General features: G+C 37.1%; 28 protein-coding genes. 11 read left to right on the forward strand and 17 right to left on the reverse strand.

The window, feature by feature from the left end; all coding sequences use genetic code 11:
• Positions 1–276 precede the first annotated feature (276 nt).
• The 8 genes from RRV45_RS18825 to RRV45_RS18860 form a co-directional block, all read right to left on the reverse strand.
• Positions 277–852, reverse strand: a complete 576-nt coding sequence (locus RRV45_RS18825) for a sulfurtransferase TusA family protein (protein ID WP_315669088.1) — start codon at positions 850–852, stop codon at positions 277–279.
• A gap of 51 nt (positions 853–903) precedes the next feature.
• The gene (locus tag RRV45_RS18830; RefSeq protein WP_315666188.1) at positions 904–1,200 is read right to left on the reverse strand and encodes a rhodanese-like domain-containing protein; all 297 of its coding nucleotides are present in this window, start codon (positions 1,198–1,200) and stop codon (positions 904–906) included.
• A gap of 14 nt (positions 1,201–1,214) precedes the next feature.
• The gene (locus RRV45_RS18835; protein WP_315666189.1) at positions 1,215–1,574 is read right to left on the reverse strand and encodes a rhodanese-like domain-containing protein; all 360 of its coding nucleotides are present in this window, start codon (positions 1,572–1,574) and stop codon (positions 1,215–1,217) included.
• Positions 1,575–1,593: 19 nt separating this feature from the next.
• A complete protein-coding gene (locus RRV45_RS18840) occupies positions 1,594–2,070 on the reverse strand; it encodes a DsrE/DsrF/DrsH-like family protein (RefSeq protein ID WP_315666190.1) in 477 nt (158 codons plus the stop codon).
• Positions 2,071–2,154: 84 nt separating this feature from the next.
• Positions 2,155–2,418 (reverse strand): metal-sensitive transcriptional regulator, encoded by a 264-nt coding sequence (locus tag RRV45_RS18845; RefSeq protein ID WP_315666191.1) that lies wholly within the window; start codon positions 2,416–2,418, stop codon positions 2,155–2,157.
• Positions 2,419–2,432: 14 nt separating this feature from the next.
• The gene (locus tag RRV45_RS18850) at positions 2,433–2,789 is read right to left on the reverse strand and encodes a hypothetical protein (protein ID WP_315666192.1); all 357 of its coding nucleotides are present in this window, start codon (positions 2,787–2,789) and stop codon (positions 2,433–2,435) included.
• A 151-nt stretch (positions 2,790–2,940) separates the two neighbouring features.
• On the reverse strand, positions 2,941–4,878 hold the full coding sequence (locus RRV45_RS18855; protein ID WP_315666193.1) for a CoA-disulfide reductase: 1,938 nt from the start codon (positions 4,876–4,878) through the stop codon (positions 2,941–2,943).
• A 152-nt stretch (positions 4,879–5,030) separates the two neighbouring features.
• Positions 5,031–6,077 carry a YeiH family protein gene (locus RRV45_RS18860; protein ID WP_315666194.1) on the reverse strand — a complete coding sequence of 349 codons (1,047 nt, stop codon included), beginning with the start codon at positions 6,075–6,077 and terminating at the stop codon, positions 5,031–5,033.
• 118 nt (positions 6,078–6,195) lie between these two features.
• Here RRV45_RS18860 and RRV45_RS18865 point away from each other — a divergent pair, with 118 nt between their 5' ends.
• The 4 genes from RRV45_RS18865 (at position 6,196) to RRV45_RS18880 (ending at position 11,019) form a co-directional block, all read left to right on the forward strand.
• The gene (locus RRV45_RS18865) at positions 6,196–7,083 is read left to right on the forward strand and encodes a LysR family transcriptional regulator (protein WP_315666195.1); all 888 of its coding nucleotides are present in this window, start codon (positions 6,196–6,198) and stop codon (positions 7,081–7,083) included.
• Positions 7,084–7,450: 367 nt separating this feature from the next.
• Positions 7,451–8,038 carry a TetR/AcrR family transcriptional regulator gene (locus tag RRV45_RS18870; RefSeq protein WP_315669089.1) on the forward strand — a complete coding sequence of 196 codons (588 nt, stop codon included), beginning with the start codon at positions 7,451–7,453 and terminating at the stop codon, positions 8,036–8,038.
• Between the two features lie 103 nt (positions 8,039–8,141).
• Entirely contained in the window at positions 8,142–10,253 is a 2,112-nt protein-coding gene (locus RRV45_RS18875) for an MMPL family transporter (protein WP_315669090.1), read from the forward strand.
• Between the two features lie 139 nt (positions 10,254–10,392).
• A complete protein-coding gene (locus RRV45_RS18880; protein WP_315666196.1) occupies positions 10,393–11,019 on the forward strand; it encodes a TVP38/TMEM64 family protein in 627 nt (208 codons plus the stop codon).
• A gap of 7 nt (positions 11,020–11,026) precedes the next feature.
• Here RRV45_RS18880 and RRV45_RS18885 read toward each other — a convergent pair whose 3' ends face one another.
• On the reverse strand, positions 11,027–12,139 hold the full coding sequence (locus tag RRV45_RS18885; protein WP_315666197.1) for an MGDG synthase family glycosyltransferase: 1,113 nt from the start codon (positions 12,137–12,139) through the stop codon (positions 11,027–11,029).
• A 144-nt stretch (positions 12,140–12,283) separates the two neighbouring features.
• On the opposite strand from RRV45_RS18885, the gene RRV45_RS18890 reads away from it, so the two are divergent.
• Entirely contained in the window at positions 12,284–13,126 is an 843-nt protein-coding gene (locus RRV45_RS18890; RefSeq protein WP_315666198.1) for a metallophosphoesterase, read from the forward strand.
• A gap of 46 nt (positions 13,127–13,172) precedes the next feature.
• On the opposite strand, the gene RRV45_RS18895 is transcribed toward RRV45_RS18890, so the two are convergent.
• The 3 genes from RRV45_RS18895 to RRV45_RS18905 form a co-directional block, all read right to left on the reverse strand.
• Complete coding sequence (locus RRV45_RS18895) at positions 13,173–13,730, reverse strand: YkoP family protein (RefSeq protein WP_315666199.1); 558 nt, start codon at positions 13,728–13,730, stop codon at positions 13,173–13,175.
• 168 nt (positions 13,731–13,898) lie between these two features.
• Entirely contained in the window at positions 13,899–14,306 is a 408-nt protein-coding gene (locus RRV45_RS18900; RefSeq protein ID WP_315666200.1) for a hypothetical protein, read from the reverse strand.
• A gap of 83 nt (positions 14,307–14,389) precedes the next feature.
• Entirely contained in the window at positions 14,390–15,094 is a 705-nt protein-coding gene (locus RRV45_RS18905) for a DUF421 domain-containing protein (RefSeq protein WP_315666201.1), read from the reverse strand.
• A 277-nt stretch (positions 15,095–15,371) separates the two neighbouring features.
• On the opposite strand from RRV45_RS18905, the gene RRV45_RS18910 reads away from it, so the two are divergent.
• Complete coding sequence (locus RRV45_RS18910; RefSeq protein WP_315666202.1) at positions 15,372–16,163, forward strand: alpha/beta fold hydrolase; 792 nt, start codon at positions 15,372–15,374, stop codon at positions 16,161–16,163.
• A gap of 43 nt (positions 16,164–16,206) precedes the next feature.
• Here RRV45_RS18910 and RRV45_RS18915 read toward each other — a convergent pair whose 3' ends face one another.
• Complete coding sequence (locus tag RRV45_RS18915) at positions 16,207–16,803, reverse strand: cell wall hydrolase (RefSeq protein ID WP_315666203.1); 597 nt, start codon at positions 16,801–16,803, stop codon at positions 16,207–16,209.
• Positions 16,804–17,066: 263 nt separating this feature from the next.
• On the opposite strand from RRV45_RS18915, the gene RRV45_RS18920 reads away from it, so the two are divergent.
• From RRV45_RS18920 to RRV45_RS18935, 4 genes are all read left to right on the forward strand, one after another.
• Positions 17,067–17,225: an ATP-binding protein gene (locus RRV45_RS18920; RefSeq protein ID WP_315666204.1), complete on the forward strand. Its 159-nt coding sequence runs from the start codon at positions 17,067–17,069 to the stop codon at positions 17,223–17,225.
• Between the two features lie 7 nt (positions 17,226–17,232).
• Positions 17,233–17,358 (forward strand): hypothetical protein, encoded by a 126-nt coding sequence (locus RRV45_RS18925; RefSeq protein WP_315666205.1) that lies wholly within the window; start codon positions 17,233–17,235, stop codon positions 17,356–17,358.
• Positions 17,348–17,899, forward strand: a complete 552-nt coding sequence (locus tag RRV45_RS18930; protein ID WP_315666206.1) for a TVP38/TMEM64 family protein — start codon at positions 17,348–17,350, stop codon at positions 17,897–17,899. The genes RRV45_RS18925 and RRV45_RS18930 overlap by 11 nt, the downstream gene beginning before the upstream one ends.
• Before the next feature lie 145 nt (positions 17,900–18,044).
• Positions 18,045–18,281, forward strand: coding sequence for a PLC family EF-hand domain-containing protein (locus RRV45_RS18935; protein ID WP_315666207.1), 237 nt, complete (start codon positions 18,045–18,047; stop codon positions 18,279–18,281).
• A 134-nt stretch (positions 18,282–18,415) separates the two neighbouring features.
• Here RRV45_RS18935 and RRV45_RS18940 read toward each other — a convergent pair whose 3' ends face one another.
• The 4 genes from RRV45_RS18940 to RRV45_RS18955 form a co-directional block, all read right to left on the reverse strand.
• The gene (locus RRV45_RS18940; protein WP_315666208.1) at positions 18,416–19,144 is read right to left on the reverse strand and encodes an urease accessory protein UreH domain-containing protein; all 729 of its coding nucleotides are present in this window, start codon (positions 19,142–19,144) and stop codon (positions 18,416–18,418) included.
• Positions 19,145–19,181: 37 nt separating this feature from the next.
• Positions 19,182–21,611, reverse strand: a complete 2,430-nt coding sequence (locus tag RRV45_RS18945; protein WP_315666209.1) for a heavy metal translocating P-type ATPase — start codon at positions 21,609–21,611, stop codon at positions 19,182–19,184.
• A gap of 84 nt (positions 21,612–21,695) precedes the next feature.
• Positions 21,696–21,902 carry a copper chaperone CopZ gene (gene copZ, locus RRV45_RS18950; RefSeq protein ID WP_315666210.1) on the reverse strand — a complete coding sequence of 69 codons (207 nt, stop codon included), beginning with the start codon at positions 21,900–21,902 and terminating at the stop codon, positions 21,696–21,698.
• Between the two features lie 14 nt (positions 21,903–21,916).
• On the reverse strand, positions 21,917–22,270 hold the full coding sequence (locus RRV45_RS18955) for a metal-sensitive transcriptional regulator (protein ID WP_315666211.1): 354 nt from the start codon (positions 22,268–22,270) through the stop codon (positions 21,917–21,919).
• A gap of 261 nt (positions 22,271–22,531) precedes the next feature.
• Here RRV45_RS18955 and RRV45_RS18960 point away from each other — a divergent pair, with 261 nt between their 5' ends.
• Complete coding sequence (locus tag RRV45_RS18960) at positions 22,532–23,359, forward strand: serine/threonine protein kinase (RefSeq protein ID WP_315666212.1); 828 nt, start codon at positions 22,532–22,534, stop codon at positions 23,357–23,359.
• Positions 23,360–23,915: the final 556 nt, after the last annotated feature.

Below are 23,915 nucleotides of genomic sequence, written 5' to 3' on the forward strand. Positions count from 1 at the left end.
AAACACCTCATAGTAAGCGTTTTGACTTGAGTTTGTGTAAAACGATCACTTTGAACAACTCATAGTAAGCGTTTTGTCTTGAGTTTGTGTAAAGCGATCACTATGAACAACTCATAGTAAGCGTTTTGCCTTGAGTTTGTGTAAAACGATCACTTTGAACAACTCATAGTAAGCGTTTTGCCTTGAGTTTGTGTAAAACGATCACTATGAACCGCTTTTCACCTTGATTCCTTCTTATTCAATGCCATGACTTAATAGCTGCGTAGGCCCCTAGCTTTATTTTTGAATACCCGCAACCCTCCCAGACCATTCACTCATCCCTGGTACAACATTAAATACTTTTGAAAATCCCTTTTCAGCTAGCTTTTGTGCAGCGAAGTCACTGCGGTTTCCAGTACGGCACACAACATAAATTTCTTTTTCCAGCGGCAGCTCTCCCATTCGTTCATCCAGTTCGCCTAAGGGAATGGAAATTGCATCAGGAATATGGTTAAAGACAAATTCCTCTGATTCTCTTACATCTAGTACCACAATGCTACCATCTCCCCCAAGATTTTGATCAAGTTCCTCATTAGACACAACATTTGGATGTTTTCTATCAGCCGCTTCCTCTCCTGCCGATTTTCTTAAGTAATGATTTAGTACATCCCCATCTTCTAAAGTTCCTAAATATTGATGACCCGAGCTTTTAGCCCAAGCTTGAATATCCGCTTTCGAACCTTTGTCTGTTGCTTGGACCTCAAGCACCTGACCTGCCTCAAGATTTGTCATTGCCTTCTTTGTTTTCACAATCGGCATTGGGCAAGCAAGGCCTTTAGCATCTAATACCATGTCTGCTTTAACTGAATTCATCATTAAACCTCCTGCACTTTACCCATACGGGTATCATTTTGTGTAAAAAAATTATTCCGTTTCGCCTTCCCACTCAAGCATGCCGCCAGACATATTAATTACGTTAAACCCATAACTTTCAAGGTGCTGGCACGCACGTCCGCTTCTTCCACCAGAACGGCAGACCATAATATATTCTTTCGATTTATCGAGCTCATGCATACGGAATTCCAGTAACCCTAATGGAATATGCTGAGCTCCAGGAATTTTCCCCATTGCAACCTCATCAACTTCTCGAACATCAATAAGATTCAATGATTGACCATTCACTAGTAAATCCTTCACTTCATTTGCAGATAGCTGTTTCATCTCATTCACTCCTTCTATCTCCAGGCACTCATGCCGCCTTTAACATTTGTAATGTTTGTAAATCCTATTTTTTTTAATTGCTTGCTGGCCTGTTGGCTTCTCATTCCGCTTTGGCAAATGACTACTACCTCTTTTTCTTTGGAAAGTTCATTCGCTTTTTGAACAAGCTGGTTTAAAGGAATGTTTTTAAACCCCCTTATATGATTCCCTTTAAATTCGCCTGGTGTGCGGACATCAACAAATTGCTTCGACTTATCCTGTAAATAATTTTTCAATTCACTAGTTGTAATCTGTCTAACGCCCTTGGTCGGCATCATACGATTAATTAAAAGGATGATTAGAAGCCCTATAATTATATAATTTACATATTCCATCTATAAAACTCCTTTTTCATTAGATAAACAGGTTCACATTTCCATTCTCTGCATCAGCCAGGTAGGCTGCAACACCTGCATATTCAACATTGCCCAGTAATTCTTCTTCCTTTAATCCGAGTAAATCCATTGTCATCGTGCAGGCAACAAGCTTTACATCTAATTCTTGAGCCATTTCAATAAGCTGCGGCAATGTCATGGCATTATGCTTTTTGATCACACCCTTTATCATTTTGGGTCCAAAGCCGGCAAAGTTCATATTAGATAATCCCATTTTATCTGCCCCTCTTGGCATCATCTTAGCAAACATCTTTTCGATAAAACCCTTGTTAACCACCATATTCTCATCTTTTCGTAACGCATTTAATCCCCAGAAGGTATGGAAGATGGTTACCTCATGATCATATGCCGCTGCACCATTTGCGATAATATAAGCTGCCATTGCTTTATCATACTCTCCACTGAATAGGATGATATTTGTTGTCTTCTTCATCATTAAAATCCTCCTCTTTTTATATTACGGTTACCCCTATGGGTATAATACTATTAAAAATAAAAAAGAGTGTCAACCCTTTTTTATCTATCTGCTTTTTACAAGCAGATTTACTGCTTCCTTTACTAATTCTTCAGTATTTTTTTCTCCATTTTCTTCTGCATTTTTAACACATTCCACTAAATTTGAACTAACAATGACTCCGATTGTACGATCGATCGCAGATCTGGCTGCAGAAAGCTGTGTAATTACATCCTTACAATCCTTTTCTTCTTCCATCATCTTTAATATTCCGCGTAGCTGTCCCTCAATGCGCTTGACTCTGTTTTTCATTTGATCATTATATTCCACTGAAATTCTCCTTTCTAAAAAACTGTTTTCTCTTTGCACTCACAATCAGTTAATGTATAGCCTATGATCTTATAGCCTCTTTTTCTTAAAAAACGAATGCTCATATTTTTTTCTAAATAATCAGAAGCGATGACATGGATGTCATTTCCAGATATATCAGTATAACGTCTTTTCATATAGGCAAAGGGAATATTAATTGCTCCTGGAATCGGATCTCTATATGATTGATTATAATCTCTTACATCAACAATTTCTATTGAATCTATTGGATGATTAACTGTTTTGGTACACTTAACATTTCCTACTGGACAGTATCTTATATACATGAATCCTAAAATGATGCTAAGAATCAAGATGTATAAAAAAAGCATATATCTACCTTCCTTAATATATTTACTGTACTAATACGGTTGATTTTATACCCATATGGGTATTTAGTCAACCACAAACAGCTTCTTCATTTTTCCACGGGCCATACATAAAGAGAGATCCCCCAGTAAATAGCAGGGGACCTATCCTTAATTATTTCTTTTTAACCCAAAATTTAATTAAGCTGCCATTTTGCTCTGTTTTTATGACTGTGTGCCCCGCATTTTTTGCCCAAGCTGGGAGGTCATTTAATACACCTTTGTCTGTCGCATGCAACTCTAATATTTGCTCGCTTTCTAATAAATCGATGCCTTTTTTTAATTTAATAATCGGCATTGGGCATGTAAGTCCAGTAACATCAACGACTGAATCTGTCTTGACTTCTTTGATGACAACTGTTTCGCCAAGATCGTTTGCCGCCGTTTCAACATCTTTGTTAATATTGCTCCCATAGACAGAAGAATATGTTTTCCAGCCGCCATCGACATTTTTAACGTTAAATCCATTGTTCTTTAAAATCCGGCTTGCTAAATAACCCCTTAACCCTACTTGACAGCTAACGTAGATCGTCTGATCCTTCGGAAGTTCATCTAGTTTATTTCTAAGTTCATTTAATGAAATATTTCTAGAGCCTTCAATATAACCAAATTCACGCTCCATTGGTTCTCGAACATCAATTAATAGTCCGCCATCTGCAATAATTTCATTCACTTCATGCCACTGAATATGTTCTAATTCTCCATCCATAATATTGGCAGCCACATAGCCTGCCATATTCACAGGATCCTTTGCAGAAGAATATGGAGGGGCGTAAGACAATTCTAGATGGGTTAAATCTTCAACCGTTAACCCGCCTTTAATAGCAGTTGCAATCACATCCATTCGCTTATCAACGCCATCCATTCCAATAGCCTGTGCTCCAAATATTTTTCCTGATTCTTTATCGAAAATTAGCTTTAATGCGATGGGAGACGCGCCTGGATAATAGCCTGCGTGTGAACTTGGGTGTATATGAACGACTTCATACGGAGCGCCCAAACGTTTTAATGTTTTTTCATTATTTCCAGTTGCAGCAACAGTGAAGTCAAATACTTTTGCAATGGAAGTTCCAAGAGTGCCGTGATATTTTTCTCTTTTCCCCATCATATTATTTGCTGCTATACGCCCTTGTCTGTTCGCAGGTCCTGCAAGCGGAATCATTGCTTTTATACCGCTAATATAATCGACAACCTCTACAGCATCTCCGACTGCATAAATATGCTCATCGGATGTTTGCAGGAACTCATTTACAATGATGCCTCCACGCTCGCCCAAGTCGAGTCCAGCTGTTTTGGCTAATTCATTTTCAGGTCTGACACCGATAGATAGAATCGTCATATCTGTTTCGATTTCTTGTCCATCTGATAAAATTACTTTACGGCCTTTTTCAGAAAAGGATTGAACACCATTTTCTAATATTAGCTGAACACCCTTATCTTTTAAGTGAGTGTGTAAAATGCTAGCCATTTCGAAATCAATAGGTGCCATTATTTGATTGGCCATTTCGATTATGGTTACTTCAATTCCTCTATCCACTAAGTTTTCAGCCATTTCTATTCCAATAAATCCGCCGCCAATGACAACCGCTTTTTTTGGATGTTGATGATCAACATAGTTTTTTATTTTATCCGTATCAGGTATATTTCTTAATGTAAAAAGTGTTTCGTTTTCCTTGATTCCTGGGATTGGCGGTACAATCGGTCTGGCCCCTGGAGACAATAATAATTTATCATATGTTTCTTTATATACCTTGTTTGATTGCAGGTCTTTTATCATTACTGTTTTGTTTTCAGGATTTATACTCAATACTTCGCTTAAATTTCGGATATCCATGTTAAAACGTTCTGCCATTCCTTTTACCGTCTGAACTAATAGCTTGCTTCGATCCTTGATAGTTTCGCCGATATAATACGGCAAACCACAATTGGCAAAAGAAATATGCTCTCCACGCTCAACTAGAATAATCTCTATATCTTCACTAATTCTTCTTAATCTCGCAGCAGCAGTTGCTCCCCCAGCAACTCCGCCAACTATAATTATCTTCTTTGTCATTGTAATCACTCCCATTATTATAAAATACTAATTTCATGTTTTTCATAACACCTTACCATTACCCCTATGGGTATAATAATACTTAAAAAAAGAGATGTCAACTGAGCTATTTTAGAATTAGAAAAAGTCCATGATATCATGGACTCATCAAATTAAACGATAAAATAAGCAATAACCGAAAGAACTATAGAGGTAATCCCCATCGCTATCAGCGGTTTCAATGCTTTCGTTCGGAGATCACGCAGGCTGACATTCAACCCTAATCCGACCATGGCTGCTGTTAGACACCATGTAGTTAAATTGGCGACTCCGTTCATAAAGCCCTCTGAGACAAGAATTTTCGGACCGAGCACATAGCTCCCGATTACACTCATGATGATAAAACCGATTAAGAACCATGGAAATTCAATTTTCGCATTGTTTTCTCCAGTGTTTTTATTTTTCATCAAATACATGAAAATAAAGCAGAGTGGAACTAGGAGGAATACCCTACCCAGTTTCGCTAATAATCCGATGGCAAGCGCGTCCTGACCACCAGGTGCAGCGGCTAATGCAACATGAGCAATTTCATGTAGACTAATGCCTGACCAAATGCCATACTCAACATCTGTTATAGGCAAAATGGGACGCAAAATCGTATAGATAATTGCAAAGATTGTACCGACTAAAGCAATTATTCCTACGCCAATAGCAGTTTCTTCATCTTTCGATTTAATAATCGGAGCAATAGCAGCAATAGCAGCGGCTCCACATACCCCCGTCCCTACCCCAACTAGAAGGGAAATGTTCTTATCTGCTTTCATTAAACGGGCAAGCCAAACGGTTAAGAGAATAGCAAAAACAATGACACCTGCATCACGAATGAGCAAGCCTAAGCCATCACTCAGCACCGTTCCAATATTTAGCTTGAGCCCATATAAAATGATGGCAAAGCGCAATAATTTTTTTGAAGAAAATGTTATTCCTGCACGAAGTATCTCCGGATAACCTAAAATATTTCTGTACAAAACCGCAATTACAATGGCAGATGCTAGCTGTCCAACATGATCAAACCCAGGTGCTTTTGCCAATATGAAACCTAATAAGGCAATTAGAAATGTAAAAGCGATTCCGCCTGCCCAATTTCCCAATGAAGCCGTTTTTTTTTCAGGCTGAATTGGCTCCTTACTAGTTGTAAGGGCTCTTGCGTGTGCTCCCATAATTTCACCACCAAATATAATATGTTCATTCAGCATAATACTTTTTATACAATAAGAGAAATAATAATTTATAATGGTAATGATAAGTAAACTCTTATAGTAAAAGGGTGGTGTGAAGATGGACCAGCAGTTAGCGGTTTTTGTGATGGTCGCGGAAAAGCAGAATTTCTCTCGGGCAGCAGAAGAATTGCATATGACACAGCCGGCAGTAAGCCAATATATTCAAGCATTAGAGCGAACAATGGGAACTATTTTATTAGAACGAAGCAATAAATATGTCCGATTAAATAAAGCGGGGGAAATTGTTTACCATCATGCAAAGGAAATTATCGGGCTCTATTCAAAAATGAACTTTCTTATTGATGATTTGACAAATAAACCTAGTGGCTCACTTTCAATCGGAGCAAGCTACTCATTCGGTGAGTATATCTTGCCGCATTTGATAGCCAAAATGCAAAAAAAATACCCTTTGATCAACCCTTCCATTACGATTGGGAACACAAAGGAAATTGCTGAATTGGTTCTCGGACACCAATTAGATATTGGGATTGTTGAAGGGGAATACAAAAATAACAGCCTAGTGATTGAACCATTTGCTGTAGATACGATGAGTATTGTCGCTTCTTCACATAATAGGCTTGCCCAATTAAAAGAAGAAGTGTCCCTTGCTGATTTAGAAAATGAAACGTGGATTTGTCGGGAAAATGGTTCTGGGACAAGAGAAGCGGCAGAAAAAATGTTTTCTAACTATGAAATAACTCCTAAAAAACTTTTAGTGTTTGGCAGTACACAAATAATCAAGGAATCGGTTGAAGCCGGTTTAGGTATTAGCTTATTATCTGATTGGACAATTCGAAAGGAAGTTTCACTCGGGACATTAAAAGTACTAAAGGTGAAGGACATTTCCATTACACGTGAATTTTCAACTGTTTTAAGTTCCCCATTTGAGACAAAAGCATTGAAGGTTTTCCTAGAAATCATTAAAGAGAATACGAAAATAGCATAATAAATTTTTTTAAAGGACATGCAGCGAGGGATTTCATGATTCTATGTCCTTTAACCGTGATTTAAAGGACATACAACGAGCATATTCTTGATTCTATGTCCTTTAACAGCGATTTAAAGGACATACAACGAGCATATTCTTGATTCTATGTCCTTTAACCGTGATTTAAAGGACATACAACGAGCATATTCTTGATTCTATGTCCTTTAACCGTGATTTAAAGGACATACAACGAGCATATTCTTGATTCTATGTCCTTTAACAGCGATTTAAAGGACATACAACGAGCATATTCTTGATTCTATGTCCTTTAACCGTGGTGATGTTATGTTGTGTATTTAGCTTTTTGTTTTATAATAACAGAGAGGTGAACAGCTTGGCACGGGAGCGTAAATTTTCTATTGATGAACTGTATAGAACAACGAAGGAGTTGCTTCTCCTTCATGGATATGAGGGTTTTACCATTAGTCTTTTAGCAGATCGCCTAGACATTTCTAGAGGCACTTTATATAAATACTACGAAAATAAAGAAGAACTAATTACCGATTACATGCTCGATGAATTGGAAAGGTTTCTTTTGAAGCTGCAGAAGATTAACGAGTTCGATGGCTTCGAATCTCAATTTAATGCGCTGTTTGAGCTTATTTTTGAGCATTCGGAAATCTACCAGATTATTACCATTGCACTGCAAATTCCTGCGAAGATCTCTAAAAAGGTAACATTAAATAAAGCAAAACTGGATGTCCAGCACCTTGATATGTATAAACATTTACAAAATTTTATTGCTTTAGGGAGATCGGAAAATATATTAAAGTCCCAAATTCCGGACGGCCTTATTCTCGGCTTTATTTTCCAGACTATCGCAATTCCGAATCACACAAGAGTTCCAGAGGAAGAATGGAACAGCTCAATTAAAGAGATTATTTGTCACGGAATGTTTACAAAAAATAATTGACACTTCTGTCACCTTTAAAAGATAATATTGATGACAATAGTATCTTTTATTTTTCATCAAAGTGACACATGTGTCACTTAATCAAAAAGAAAGGGTTGAAAAAATGAAAGCCTTCCTGCAATTCATTACAGACCGTGTAACAACGAAAAGGGGCATGTGGATTACCCTTGCCATATGGTTAGTATTGACTATAGGTTTAGCTGTATTTGCTCCAAGCGCAAAGGATTATCAAGTTTCCTCACTTGATACACTGCCAAAGGATGCACAATCGGTTATTGCCCAGAATAAATTGGATACTTATTTTAAAAACAATGATGGCCTGCCTGCTATATTAGTCTTTCAATCTAATGAAGGGGAAGTTGAATATCAGCAGCTTGCCGATCTTTTTGACAGGATTGCTGGGGAAAATATTAAAGGTATACAGCAAGTTATTCCTTTATCCTCCATTCCCCCTCAAGCAGCTGCCGGATTTTTCTCGGATGATAAACAAACAGCTGTTGTTCCGTTAATATTCGATTCTTCGTTTGAAATTAAAGAAATTAAACAATCGAAGGAACAAATCGAGAAGATTGTTAAAGATCATTCGGATTTAACTTTATATGTAACAGGCCCTGCTGGTATTGGAATTGATACGCTTGATTTATTCTCAAGGGCCGATGTCGTGCTAATTTTATCAACAGTGGGATTGATATTAGTGCTTTTGGTTATTATTTATCGTTCTCCATTACTGGCTCTCATTCCGCTTCTTGCAGCCGCCTTCGTCTATGAAGTGGTTATGCAAACGCTTGGATTAATGGGTGCAGCCGGGCTCATTATGAGTAACCAAACACTTTCTATTATGACCATCCTTTTATTCGCAGCGGTTATTGATTATTCCCTATTCGTATTTTCTAGATACCGTGAAGAGCTAAAGAACTACGAAAGTAAGTATAATGCGATGCAAGCGGCAATGCGTGAAACTGGAATGCCTGTCTTCTTTTCAGGTGGGACGGTATTAGCAGCAATGCTCGTACTATTCTTTGCACAATTCGGAGATTATAAAAACTTTGCTCCAACCTTTGGAACGACAATGGTGATCATAATGCTAGCGTCAGTTACCCTTGTCCCCGCCCTCTTCACACTTTTTGGAAGAAAATCCTTCTGGCCAAAAGTTCCTCGCGTTGGGGAAACCATCGTTCAGAAGCATTCTTTCTGGAGCCGTGTTGGCCGATTTGTTGTTAAAAAGCCGGGGCTTTCTGTTGCAGTTATAGGAATTTTCCTTCTCGTTTCAGCTAGCAATATGTTCAATATGCAATACGAATTTGACACAATGAAATCCTTCCCAGATGATATGCCATCACGGGTAGGCTATGACATTCTTGAGGAAAATTTCCATAAAGGGGATCTCGCGCCTACCACTGTATTATTTGAGTCACCTGACATCGTGGCCGATGAGCAGCAGGAGGCATTGAAAAAAGCGTTAGAAGATCAGCCGTTAGTAAATAATGTTCGCTTAAATGGAATGTCAGATGACCAGAAGGTAATTAATTATAGCCTAACTTTCGATGAAAGCCCGTATGCTATTGAGACAATGGACGCCTTAGAGAAAATTAGAGATGACGCTATGGAAATTGTGGCGAATAGCCAGCTGACAGGAAACCTTTATTTTGCTGGGGAAACGGCTTCAAAGGTTGATGAGCGTGCGATTAATGATCGCGATTTGATTGTTATTGTAGTATTAGAAACAATACTCATCTTTGGCTTACTAATCCTTTTAACAAAATCAGTTAAAATGCCCATTTATATGATGGGGACCATCTTAATCTCCTTCCTGGCTGCTTTAGGTTTAGGAATGTTTCTAACCAATCTTTTCTTTGATATCAATACAATAAGTGACCGTGTTCCACTTTACTCCTTTGTTTTCTTAGTCGCGCTCGGAATCGATTACAATATTATTTTAATCTCAAGGTATCAGGAGGAGAGACGAAAACATTCAGTGAAGGAAGCAGTTGAAATTGCCGTTGCAAATACTGGGGGCGTCATATCTTCAGCAGGTATCATTCTAGCGGCAACCTTTGCGGTCCTAATGACTCAGCCGGTTGAATTATTATTTGTCTTTGGATTTATTGTTGCTGTTGGCATTTTATTAGATACGTTTTTAATCAGAGGTATATTGCTGCCTGGATTAATTGTTTTATTTGAAAAAGAAAAAGCAAGTAAAAGTAAGGCTAATTAATTTTTTCACAGCCGGTATCTACAGCTGAAAGCAGATGCCGGCTTTCTTTATGCCAATTTTTTCACATTAAAATTCTTAGGAATTTCATCGTCCATTATGAGGAAAATAAAATGTAAATACATAGGGACGGAGCTAAATAATGAAAAAATGGTGGGTTCTTTCGTTTTATTTAGTGATCTTAATTATCGGTATTTTAAATAAAGATTTGATTTTTGCCTGGATACAAAAGAGTGATTCTAATGACCTTCCCATAATGTTTTTTCTATCCGTATTTTTAGCTGCAATCCCGTTCATTCCCTTTACTTTATTTGCAGGAGTAATGGGCGCTAAATATGGCGTATTGATCGGAACGCTGATTAATTGGTTTGGTGGAACTACAGCTGCGATTCTTTACTTTCTTTTAGCACGTATTTTCTTTCGGAGCTTTTTTAGCGATTATATAAAGCGCATGAAAGGGATACAAAGATTTCAACATATGCTTGAAAAGAATGCATTTATTGCCATCCTGCTCGCGAGGTTAATAGCCATTTTCCCTCCTCCTGTCATTAATATTTATACAGGGGTCAGTAAAATTTCCTTCGGGACTTACTTAATTGCAACAGCATTTGGTCTAGTACCGCCTATGTTTATGATTGCATTCAGCGGAGAGCAAATTTTCTCTTCCATCCTTCATCTATCAATAGGAATATTTGTTTATCTATTATTTCTGCTCTCCATCTTTTTAGTATACAAATTTTGGTTTATGCAGAGCTCTAAATTAAACTAGGTTTTAGTCACATTAATATGTCCATTATTATTTCAGATGGATCCTTAGAATGAATATATGTGTGGAAATGTGCTACTTGATTTTGATAATGAATTAGAGCCGTTCTGTTTTGAAAAACTGTAAGGATTTGCTTACGAATTTCCCCCTTGTTTAGATGAAAGACCAAACCTAATTCATTTAAATGGTGCAGGTTAATTTCTTCTTGACCTGGTAGTGCATGATAGATAAAAATAGGTTTACGCTTAAAAAGGCTTTCACTTACTGTCACACCTCCAGGCTTTGTTATAATGGCATCCATTTGATCATAAAGCTCGTTCATTTTTATCTTACAGTCGATATATGGGTAAGGAATAAGATTATCTATTTGCCTATCATTAAGTTTTTTATATAATTTCTTGTTTTTACCACATAACACATAAAACTGAATCTGTTGGGTAGATTTATCATCTCTAACCATTTGGATTAAATCCTCGATTGCCCCCACCCCTAGATTTCCACCAGAAATTAACACCGACAATACAGTCCCATTGGGTGTTTCTGGTGTTTGTTTCTGTTTTTTAATGTTTGAATGGATCGGTATTCCTGTTACAAATATTCGTTCATCACTGATGCCTTTTTCGTTCAAGAATTTTTTCATTGTTTGAGAGGGAGCAAAATGATAGTCGATATGCTCCACTCCCCAAAAACGATGGATAAAGAAATCTGTGTATACGTTAATAACTGGAACCCTTAATTCACTTCTCTCTTTTAAGCAATTTAACATATAGGCAGGAAGAGCATGTGTGCACACAATGAGATCGGGTTTCTTTTCCTGAATGAGCCTTTTCATAAAAGAAATAAATAATAGTTCATACAAACGATAGCGTTTTTTTTCTTCAATATTTTTATAGACTGAAAATTGGTAAATAGAATTATAAATTTTAGGAAACTTCTTTATCCAGTAGAGATACGTCTTAGAAACAAGAGACTCCATTTTTCCATAACTGTATGCTAGAATATCAACCTTTTCACACTTTATCTGTGGGTGAGTTTGCATAATTCTTTCTATTAATGCATTTGCGACCTGATGATGACCAGACGGGATCTGCAAAAAGGGTAGGAATAATACAGTTTTTTTCATTTGACACCTCGTTCAGTTCTCCATCGTTTTTATCTTCCTAACAGATACTTGGGACTTTTCACCATGGGACAGATACCATCAATTACTTGTAAAAATGGTGAAGTTTTTCATGTATAATCTTTGTTATGGAAGGAGTGATTGAATTTGAAAATATTACTTTTTGCTGCATTAGCCTTGGTGCTTTTTTATATTCTGAAAAAGGCAAATAGAAACACAAAGGATATTGTGATTAATAAAATCAAAATTAATGAATCATCAAATATTCCAAAATTAAATATACTTCACTTATCTGATTTACATCTCGAAAATATTTCCATTTCCCCTGCCGAACTTTATCAAAAGCTCAAAGACGAACCCATTGATCTAATTGCTCTTACAGGAGATTTCCTCGACCGTAAACGTACGATTCCTAAGCTGATTCCATATTTAAAAATACTAAATCAATTACAAGCAAAGTATGGCATTTATGCTGTGCTCGGAAACCATGACTATGTTCTGCGTGACCAAAACCTACAAACATTAATAGAAACTCTCGAAAAATATAACTGCAAGGTTATGCAAAATGATCATGACGTCATTATGGTTGATGGCTATCCGGTTAATATTATTGGTATCGATGACTTTAGTACGAAAAGAAGCAACTTGGACGCTTCTTACAAAGGGATTAAACATGGTACGAACTTAGTATTGACACATGATCCAAATATTGTCCTCCACATGAAGAAATATCATTTTGATTATTTACTTGCCGGTCACTTTCACGGAGGTCAAATCTGCTATCCAAAAGCTTATCACCTTGTGAAAATGGGTAAGCTCGCAAGAATGAATATCATTAAAGGATTTCATCTACAAGATGGGAAACCTTTCTATATTAGCGAAGGGCTTGGTCAAACAGGAGTCAATATCCGTGTCGGCAGCCGCCCGGAAATTACAATTCATGAATTATCACTGGCAGCTGCTGATAATAGAGTAGTTAGAGCGATATAATTATTTAAAGCTGTTAGTTTTAACAGCTTTTTTGTTTATTACACCATTAACCTTTGTACATTCTTGATAATTTATTGCTAGACATAAATAAATAATTTGGCTTTCTATTTCTAAGGCCAGTCCAGGAATGATTTTGGCTGGATAGTATCTCTATCGGCAAGAAGGCAAACCATTTAAACCATTTGTATATCGGATTGTTTATAGCAACAATCTCAAAGCCAAGACGGTCACAACCTTTATTTAACATGGTTATGCCGATAATCCCCTTTATTTTAGAAGAATGGCTGTTATTCCGAATGTAATGTTCTAACTCGGGCAAGGATTTTTGGACGTGACGGTATATGATCTTCGCTTTTTTAAGCTCACTCCTAATGTCCTTTAATTCTTTTAGCAATTTGGCATTATGAAGATGAATCTTTACTAATATGTCGTTTTTGTTTATTTGTGTTCCATCGGAAAGGATAATATTCCTTCCTTTATATTTTGTCAGTCTAATCCTAAAAATACTCCCTTGTGCCCCTTCACAAGGAAGATATGTAAGTCGTGTAAAGAAATAATAAATAGGATCGATAATACTCCAAATTGAAAGAACATATCCTCTCATATTTCCTGACTCTCCTTCTGTTTCCTCTTTCATTTTATTTTTTATCTGAATTTACAATATTATTTGTGGAAAAAATTCGGATGGAGAGATGCATGTTCCAAATCAGCCGTTTTTGTCTGAATTAAAAAAGTGACCTTCTTAACGAAGAGTCACTTCGATGTATGAAAATCAAGGCACAAATTCTGTAACTCCTGTTAGTTCTTGTTTAATAATCCCAATTCCGCCTATTACTTCTATTTGTGCACCAAATGATTGGAAAAAGTCCCCTGCCACGGCTATCCTCTGCGCATTAAGAAATTCTTCTCTATCCAGCGCTGACAATTCATTTGTAACCCCTAGTGCTTCTAACATTTGTCCTATGGCTTGCACCCATAAACCAAACACGAGCTTTTTCTCCGGCTCTGAATTATGTTTGTCGTCTGATATACTAAATAGCTTCGATACCAAAATGGCTTTACTAAATGCTGCCATTGCTTGAAACCAAACGACCGCCTCAATTTGCTCTTCCAGCTGGAGTTTTAAGCTCTCATTATCTGAATTTGATTGATTTTCCTCTTTTGTTTGATTTTCAGTCATATTTATCCACTCCATTACATTAACGGGCTTATGTTCATTACTATTCGAGCTAGAGTGTTTTCGTGAGTAACGGTAAAAGCACTTTACTTATATAAAAAAACTTTTAATTGGCTGCTCTTATCGATAGTTGCTAATAAAACCTCGCTGATCTCAACATTATGATTGGTTTTCAAGGCAGTTAGAAGCCAACTTTCCTCTTTACCTGCTTCCCGTAAAACTGACTGCTCAACATTCCCTTCCTTCACAACGGTTTTTGGGAAATCAAATGGCTCCGTTATTATATTCAAATCTCCCCGAGTAACAGTTTGGAAATTGGGACTAACGAAAAAGGAGATGGTTCCATCTGGCTCCCATAATGCCAGGGCTATTTTTTTAACATCATCAATCTTTTCTTTTCTTGCTTGGGATAATATATAGTCCACTGAGATTCTTGCTCTAGTTAAATTTTTAATAATGAATTGTCCATTTTTAATTAATGGAAATGGGTTAGGCAAAACAAATTGTCTCAATTTTTTTGATTTTAATACAAAGAAAACACTTGATACATATAAAATGACGAGTACACTCATCGTAATCATTGATCCTTTTAAACCTAATTGTTCATCTGACAGAGGGTGAGCAATGATATTGCCAATAACTACAGCAATAGCAAAATCGAGCAAATTCAGCTGAGAAATAGAGCGCTGTCCCATTAATTTTGCAATAATAATCATAAAAACATAGCCTACAACAGCTCTTAAAATCCATTGTATGGCTGTGAGAGTTTCTTGACCATGAAAAAAGTCCATTTGACCTTCTCCCTTCGGACATTAGAAAATATAAAGACATGGATAATATGCCCGAAAAATATTAGACTGATTACCTATCTGGGAAGCAGTTCGAGGTATATCATATTTATTTGTTTAAATCATAAGCATTCCTTAACCTTACTTAAAACAACGATTACATTTTAGTCACTATCCTGCTGTAATTGAAGAATGAAATGAAGTAGTTCTGGTCTATACTAATTAGGAACTTGAACCGTTTATTTTTGTTCCTAAAAACTCCTTAGGGGTGATTTCCATCATGCCAATGCTAAAACTGGATAACGATGTAAATCTTTATTATTCCATTAACGGTAAAGGGACGCCCATTGTTTTTATTCATCCCCCTGTCCTCACTTCCGTTAATTTTACATACCAAATGGAGGATTTATCTCAGTATTTTCAAATCATCACTTTTGATATGCGTGGTCATGGTCAGAGTGATTTCTCCTATCAACCCCTTACATACCCGCTTATTGCAGAAGATATTAAAGCTTTATTAGATCATTTGCAAATAGAGAAAGCCTATATATGCGGATATTCTACTGGTGGTTCGATTGCTCTGGAATACTTGCTGACTTTTCCTGATCGGGCATTAGGCGGAATATTGGTTAGCGGTATGCCTGATGTGAATGATGAATATTTAAGAAAAAGGATTTCTATGGCCATTAAACTAGCGGAGGCTGGGGCGAAAAAGGTATTAGCTTGGACGATTTCCATTGGCAATGCCGACACAAAAGACTTATTTAAAATTATGTTCACTGAAGCTTGCAAAGGGGACATTAGAAATATGGAGCAATATTTTCGGTATAGCTTGCAATATAACTGTACGCATCGGCTTGAGGATATTCCAAATCCAATCTTACTCATATTTGGCAATAAGGATAAATCCTTTCATCAATATGCCCAGCTTCTACATGAAAAATTGCCGAACAATGAAATAAGGTTTATTGATGAAAATCATCGTATTCCTACAAAGGCAGCTAAAGAGCTAAATGAATTAATCACGCAGTTTTGCCAAGCACACCTTCCAAATCAAGGCCTAGACAATTAAAAACACCAATCAGCTTAACCATTGATTGGTGTTTTCTAATTCCTTATTTTGCAAATCGATGTTTTCCGATCGTGACAGTAACTTGTCTTGAAAAAATCCATTTGCTTGTTGATGTTTTGGGATTAAAGAAATACAACGAACCTCTTCCTTGCCCTCTAAATGCTAAAGCCTCATCGACTGCTTTCCTTGAGGACAGGTCAGCCTTTTGGTTAATCGTTCCATTTTGAACAGGTGTAAAGGCATAGTGCCCGCTTACTTTTTCATAGATAACACCAGAAACCGTATTCGGGAAGAGTGAACTATCAAGACGATTTAATACAACTGTTGCCACTGCCACTTTTCCTGCGTATGGCTCACCCTTAGCTTCAGCATGGACAAGACGAGCGATTAGTTCTTTTTCTGCAGCAGTAATTTTTGAATTGGGGATCAGGATTTTCTCGCCAGCATAAAGTAAATCACTAGTCCTGTTATTTACCTTTTTCAAGTGAGGCACGGAAATTCCATATTGATTTGCAATCGTCCAATAGGATTCTCCTTTATGTACAAGATGGGTATTCGTTGCTGCATTCGACTCAGCTGCAAATCCAAAAAGTGATAATGATAGTGCACCCGCGATTAATATCTTCTTCATTTTTTTCATGCTAGTTTCCCTCCTGCTTCCGTAAAGAATCTCTAATTAAAGGCTAGCACATGTAACATTATGAATCCTCGTCCAAAATGTGGCACCTAAGGAAACGGCTGATTTGTGCCTATGGTTACTAAGAAGAGCTATACAGTGGTAAAATGTTGAAATATTATCTGAAGTGCACCGATTACAAAACATGGATGATATATGACATTATTATTTCGTGTATGTTACAGAGGTGATTTTATTAATGAACCAGAAAATTGAATTATCCCAGATTGGAGCAAATCATCCTAAATCTTTTAGATAATTTAATGAAATATTCCTTTGAGGGTGCCGAAACAGGAATAATTGTATCAAAGGATAAACAGTCTGTTCGAATTACTGTCAGAGAAAATGGAAAAGAGGCAGAATTCACACTTACTTTTAAGGGGTAGAAGAGCGATGAAAACGATTATATTAGTCGATGACGAACCACTTATGCTTGATTTACTTTCTTTTTATTTATCGCCTGCCGGGTTTGGGGTGTTGGCTATAAATGGGCTAGTTAGTGATAATTATGAGAGATGAATTACTGGAATGGTTTCCTGCTGATCCTATACTCGCTGTCGTCTTTAGTTTAATTATAAATATCGTTATTGCCATATCAGGCATTTTGCCCAGTGCTTTTATCACTGCAGGAAACATTGCCTTTTTTGGCTTTGAAACGGGGCTTTTGGTCTCTATTGCAGGAGAAGCAGCTGGGGCCATTGTTAGTTTTATTTTATACAGAAAAGGTTTAATAAAGCTTTCGCCCACATTAAATAAATCAAAGTCCAAGCTTTTATTCAAGTTGAAAAATACAGCCGGAGCAGAAGCGATATTTCTTGTACTTGCCCTTAGAGTTTTACCATTCATTCCTTCGGGCGCTGTTACACTAGCAGCAGCATTCAGTAAAATGGGGCTTTTATCGTTTAGTGTTGCAAGTACAGTAGGGAAAATTCCCTCTCTACTCATAGAAGCTTTTTCTGTTAATCACGTATTATCCTTAAAAATAGAATGGCAAATTTCTACCATCATCCTTTTCTTATTGACATGCATATTTTTTCTTATACGGAAAATGAAAAAGTAATCCACTTGCCTAAACAAGAAGGGAGGAACACCATGAACTGCTCTTCCCCTTTTTATTTTAGGCTTTTAGACACAACTTCTACATATGCTCTGCATAATTTCTCGACTTGTTTATAATAATCTAGACATGAAAGGAGAGGATGATCATGAAAAAACTAGCTATCGGAATTTTAAGTGCTACATTTATTTTGGGAGCGGGAACTTATGCATTTGCACAAGGGAATGGGGATGGTATTTTAAACTTTGAACAAATGAAACCGTATATGCAAAAGATGCATCCTAATTTCTCTGAAAATGAATTGAAAGACATGTATGAATCTTGCCATGGGAGCGAGGGTAAGTTGGAAAACAAAAGCCCCGATGAAGTAATGAATAAACTTTAACAAGCGGTGATATGCAAAGTTCTTTCATCCAAATTTAATTTTGCCAGGTTAATATCTGCCGAATTTTAGTAAGCGAGAAAAAAGCCACCATCTATTAATTATAGATTCGTGGCTTTTTTCGTATAAATCCTAATTTAAAACCAGTAAGTCACTATATCAAGGATTCCAAACAAAATTAGAACAATTCCAGCAAATCTTTGTACCCCACGACCAATATTTTTGCTTTTTTTTAATAATGCACCGCTGAGTCCAAGAAATGATATAGCCCCAATGATAACAAGGACAGGAATCGAGGTGCCGATTCCAAATACGGCAGGAAGGAAAAAGCCATATGACGATGTTAAAACAACGGGCATCAGTGTGACAAAAAACAATACAAACATGGTTGGACAAAAGGCAATTGAAAAGCTTGCACCCATAATAAAAGAACCTGTTCGCCCACTCTTAAATTTAAGTGGAATTCGATTTGAAATTTTACTAATTATGTTTAGCTTGATGTAACTAAGTAAGAATAGACCTAGCAACACAAGAAACGGTCCGATAATTTTTCGAAAGAATGGAAAAATCATTGTTATATTCTGTTGAAAATTCTGGCCAATCATCCAAACTAGTAGCCCAAGACCGGTAAAGACAGCAATTTTTCCAAGAATAAAGAAAATAACATCGCCCCAGTATTGGGATGTTTGCAAGCTCCTATTTCCATAGAAGGTGATGGCGCTTATATTTCCTGTTAACTGGCAGGGTGCAAGTGCACCTATTAAACCAAGCAGAAAAGCAACGGCAATAGGCGCCTGTGCACCAGAGTATAATGAAAAAAATGGCTCACTTAAAAATTGGCTTATTTTGCTGATTTCCTGATACATATTAATCTACCTCAGATTATCTAGTTTACTGCTAACTCTATAATTTAACCCTTTGAAGGCGAAGTGCATTTAATACAACCGAAACAGAACTGAATGCCATTGCTGCTCCTGCAAGCCAAGGTGCTAGAAGACCAATAGCAGCAAACGGAATTCCGAGCGTGTTATAAGCAAAGGCCCAGAATAGGTTTTGCCTTATATTACGAATTGTTTTCTTACTCATAAAAATGGCATCCGCAATACTGTTTAAATCGCCGCGGATTAATGTAATATCCGCTGCCTCCATTGCCACATCTGTTCCCGTTCCGATGGCCATTCCTATATCGGCAATTGCTAATGCAGGTGCATCATTAATTCCATCACCAACCATCGCTACCTTCTTGCCTTGCTGTTGAAGTTTTTTCACTTCCTCAGCTTTACCCTCTGGAAGCACCTCGGCAATCACATGATCTACTCCTGCCTGGCCGGCAATTGTTTTTGCAGTCTGCTCGTTATCACCAGTAATCATGATGACGTCAAGACCCATCTCTTTCAAGCGTTTAATGGCCTGTGCAGAAGTATCTTTAATTGTATCTGCCACAGCAACGATCCCTGCATATGCACCGTCTATCGCTGTTAACATCGCTGTTTTCCCTTGTTTTTCAAGTGCAATCATATCATGTAAAACATGCTCAATTTCTATATTGAACTTCTTCATTAAACGCCGTGTCCCAATTAAAACTTCTCTTCCATCCACAATTGCTTTAATGCCATAGCCAGGAATAGCCTCAAATTCATGAACATCCTTTAGATCAATATTTTTCTCACGGATTCCTTCGACGATTGCTTGTGCAAGCGGATGTTCAGACTGTTTTTCTGCAGACCCGACCAATGATAAAAATTCTTCTTCGGAAAGATCAGTCATGACATCCGTTAGGACTGGCTCCCCATTCGTGATGGTGCCAGTTTTGTCTAAGATGACTGTATCAATATGGTGTGTCTGTTCAAGATGCTCCCCGCCTTTAAAAAGGATGCCCTTTTCCGCTGAACGGCCCGATCCCGCCATGATTGAAGTTGGAGTAGCTAGACCAAGTGCACATGGACATGCAATCACAAGAACGGCAATCGCTGGCTCTAGTGCTAGTGCAAAGTCTCCAGGTGAGACAAATAAATACCAAACTAAGAAGGTAATGATGGCAATCCCAACAACAATAGGTACGAAAATCCCAGAGATTGAATCAGCAAGTCGTTGAATCGGTGCTTTTGAACCTTGTGCCTCTTCCACAACTTTAATTATTTGTGCAAGGGCTGTATCTCTCCCTACTTTTGTTGCCTTCATTTTAATAAAACCATTTTTGTTAATCGTAGCTCCAATTACTGTATCTCCTACTGTCTTGTCAACTGGAACGCTTTCGCCTGTAATCATCGATTCATCAAGAGCGGATCGTCCTTCTAAAATTTCACCGTCAACTGGAATCTTTTCACCTGGTTTTACTAACACGATATCTCCAGCCATCACTTCTTCAAGCGGAATTTCTACCTCTTGCTCATCACGAATGACCGTTGCCGTTTTTGCTTGTAAGCCCATTAGTTTCTTAATAGCTTCAGAAGAACGCCCCTTCGCTTTTGCTTCAAACAGCTTTCCAAGAATGATTAATGTAATTAGAACGGCACTTGTTTCGAAATAAAGGCCAGCCGGATCGGTGTTCCTTCCGATTGCCTCAACCGTTAAATACACGCTGTAAAAATAGGCGGCAGATGTTCCTAATGCAACCAGCACATCCATATTGGCACTCTTATTCCTTAATGCTTTATATGCCCCAACATAAAATTGTTTTCCGATTATAAATTGCACAGGTGTCGCTAAAGCCATTTGCACCCATGGATTCATGAGTATCTCTGGAACGTAAAGGAAGGATGTAAAGCTGAAATGGCCGACCATCGTCCAAAGGAGCGGAAGGGAAAGAATCGTTGAAATAATAAACTTCCTTTTTTGTTTCTCAATTTCTTTGAGTCGATAGTCGGATTCTTCTTTTTCATTTCCTTCACTTTTAATACTTGCCCCATATCCCAGCTTTTCGACTCTTTGAATCATATCTTTTGCTGAAACAATTGCTGGATTGTACTCTACTGTTGCTTTTTCGAGGGCAAGATTAACTGTTGCACCCATGACCCCCTCCATTTTATTAAGGCCTTTTTCAATTCTGGTGGAACATGCCGCACAGGTCATGCCAGTCAAAACTAACTCGGTTTTATCGGTTACAACATCATATCCGAGATCCCTAATTTTTTTCTGTATGTCTGCATCTCCCATTGCAGCTGCATTGAATTTAACTGTCGCTTTTTCAAGGGCGAGGTTGACGTTTGCGTCTGCAACACCTTCCATTTTCTTTAATCCTTTTTCAATCCGGGTGGAACACGCCGCACAGGTCATGCCAGTTATTTGAAACTGACTTTCTTGTAATTGTCCTTCTAGAGCTTTTTCGCTCATATTAAATCCCCCTTATACCTATACAGGGTATATTTTTTCTAAAAAGAGAACGTGCCAACTAAGCACGGTCTCCTTTAAAGTATATTAATTAACATCGTATCCTTGATCATCAATCGTTTCTTTGATTTTATCAACAGTTACTTCTGAAGAATTAAATTCGATATCTACTTTTCCATTTTTCAAATCAACTTTTACGCTTTCCACACCGGCTAATTCTCCCACACTGCCTTCAACTGCTTTAACACAATGTCCGCACGACATACCAGCAACATGTAAAGTGATTTTTTCCATGGTTAAACCTCTCCTTATTTTTTCATTAATTTTTGGATGGTAATTAAAACCTCATCTAATACTTCTGTGTCCCCCTCATTAAGCCGGTCAACGACACAAGTTTTTAAATGTCCTTCCAACAGAATTCGAGCGACACTATTTAATGCAGATTGAGTAGCAGAAATTTGTGTAATGACATCATCACAATAAGTGTCTCTTTCGATTAACCCTTTGATTCCACGAATTTGCCCTTCGATCCGATTCAAACGTGTCACAAGGTTTTTCTTCACTTTATCGGAATGATGGCTTTTTCTGTCACTCATCGCCCCACAGCAAATCTCTTCTTCATCTTCTCCCAGTAACGAATTATTTTCTAGATTGGATTCCATTTGGTCCCCTCCCTCAATCACATTATATTATACCCCTGTATGGTATGTAAAGAAGGATTTCAATTTTTAAAAAAATCTCTTCCATACCCCGCATCCTAATTATTTAAAATAAGGAACACTCATCCTTCATATATTTTTTCTATTTATTTAACCTTTTATAATTATAAAAGGGAATAAAACTATGAAAGAAATATTCGGTAAAACAAGATTAATCTTTACTGAACAAATTCCTAATAAAGATACGCAATGATAAAATAAAGGATGCACATTTTAATAGAGGTGAGAACCATTTCAATATTACGTTCCATTCGAAAAATCTATCAGTTTTTTGTGGATATACCTATTAAAGATGGGACAGTTTTGAAAGATCGCTATCAGGTGTTAAGTTTTATAGGTGCTGGAAGCTACGGGATGGTATATCTCTGCAGAGATTTGAAAACAAATGAAAATAGAGTGATTAAACAGCTTCGACCAAGTAAGCAGCGATATAAAAAAGATGCAGAGATGTTTGAAAATGAAATCTCAGTTTTAGGTAAATTAAACCACTGCAATATGCCAGTATTATATGAGGCTTTTTCAAGTAATGGACAACTTTTTTATGCAATGAGGTTTATAGATGGGAATAACCTTGAAGACGAGTTATTTATTAGTAAGAAAACGTTCAATGAGAAAGAATCGCTCTTAATTATTGTCCACTTACTCGAATTAGTAGATGACCTTCACAATAAAGGCATTTATCATCAAGATTTGCGTACTGCTAACATTCTTCTAAAAAATAAGGAACCCTTTTTGATTGATTTTGGTTTATCTAAGCAAGGAGCCTCGATGCATCAACAAAATAAACAAGAAGTTATTCTAGAGATGAGACATCAGGATTACTATGATTTAGGGGACTTGCTTTTATATTTGCTTTATTCAACGTACTCCTCCAAAAATAAAAAAGCCCTCCCCTGGACAGAAGAACTTTCTTTAAAAACGGAAACCGTTCATTTACTGAAAAAACTATTAGGAATACATGAACCTTATACAAGTACTAGTGAAATTTCAACGGATTTATATGCCGCAATAAAAGCGCAAGAAAAAGGATGATAACTGTATGGAGTAAAATTAGCTGCTGCTTCGGCCCTTTCGTTTGTAGCGGTGGCTTCCACTCATTGGAAATGATTTGTAGCGTCTGCTGCTACTGCTGCTGCCGCGGCGATGTCTTCGTTCACTGCTGCCTCGGGAAAGGTGTTTGACCATTTTCAATATTTTTTTAAGCATTTTTTACCTCTTTTCACCTTTTTTAGTAAAGCTTGTGGGACAAGCGTTCAAAACTTAATATCCAAAGGATAGTCTAAAAATTTTGCTCGCATACCCCACAGGCAATTTAAACATAGATTTGAATAACTCATCTCTAATTTCACCAACAATTTTCTTCTTTAATATCTTCAACGGTAACTAAACCACTAACGACAACATGCACGAAGATACCTAAAGCAAATGCAATACCAAATGATAATACATGTGTAACCGATTCATTTAATTAGAAGTAAGAAAATAAGGGATGTAACAACTTATTATCAAGTATTACGTTTCACATTTTGAATATATTTAAACAGTAAAATTATTAATAACACATCCCTAAAAGATTATGTGGTATAAT

This window comes from Bacillus sp. DTU_2020_1000418_1_SI_GHA_SEK_038 (assembly GCF_032341175.1).
Lineage (GTDB): Bacteria > Bacillota > Bacilli > Bacillales > Cytobacillaceae > Cytobacillus.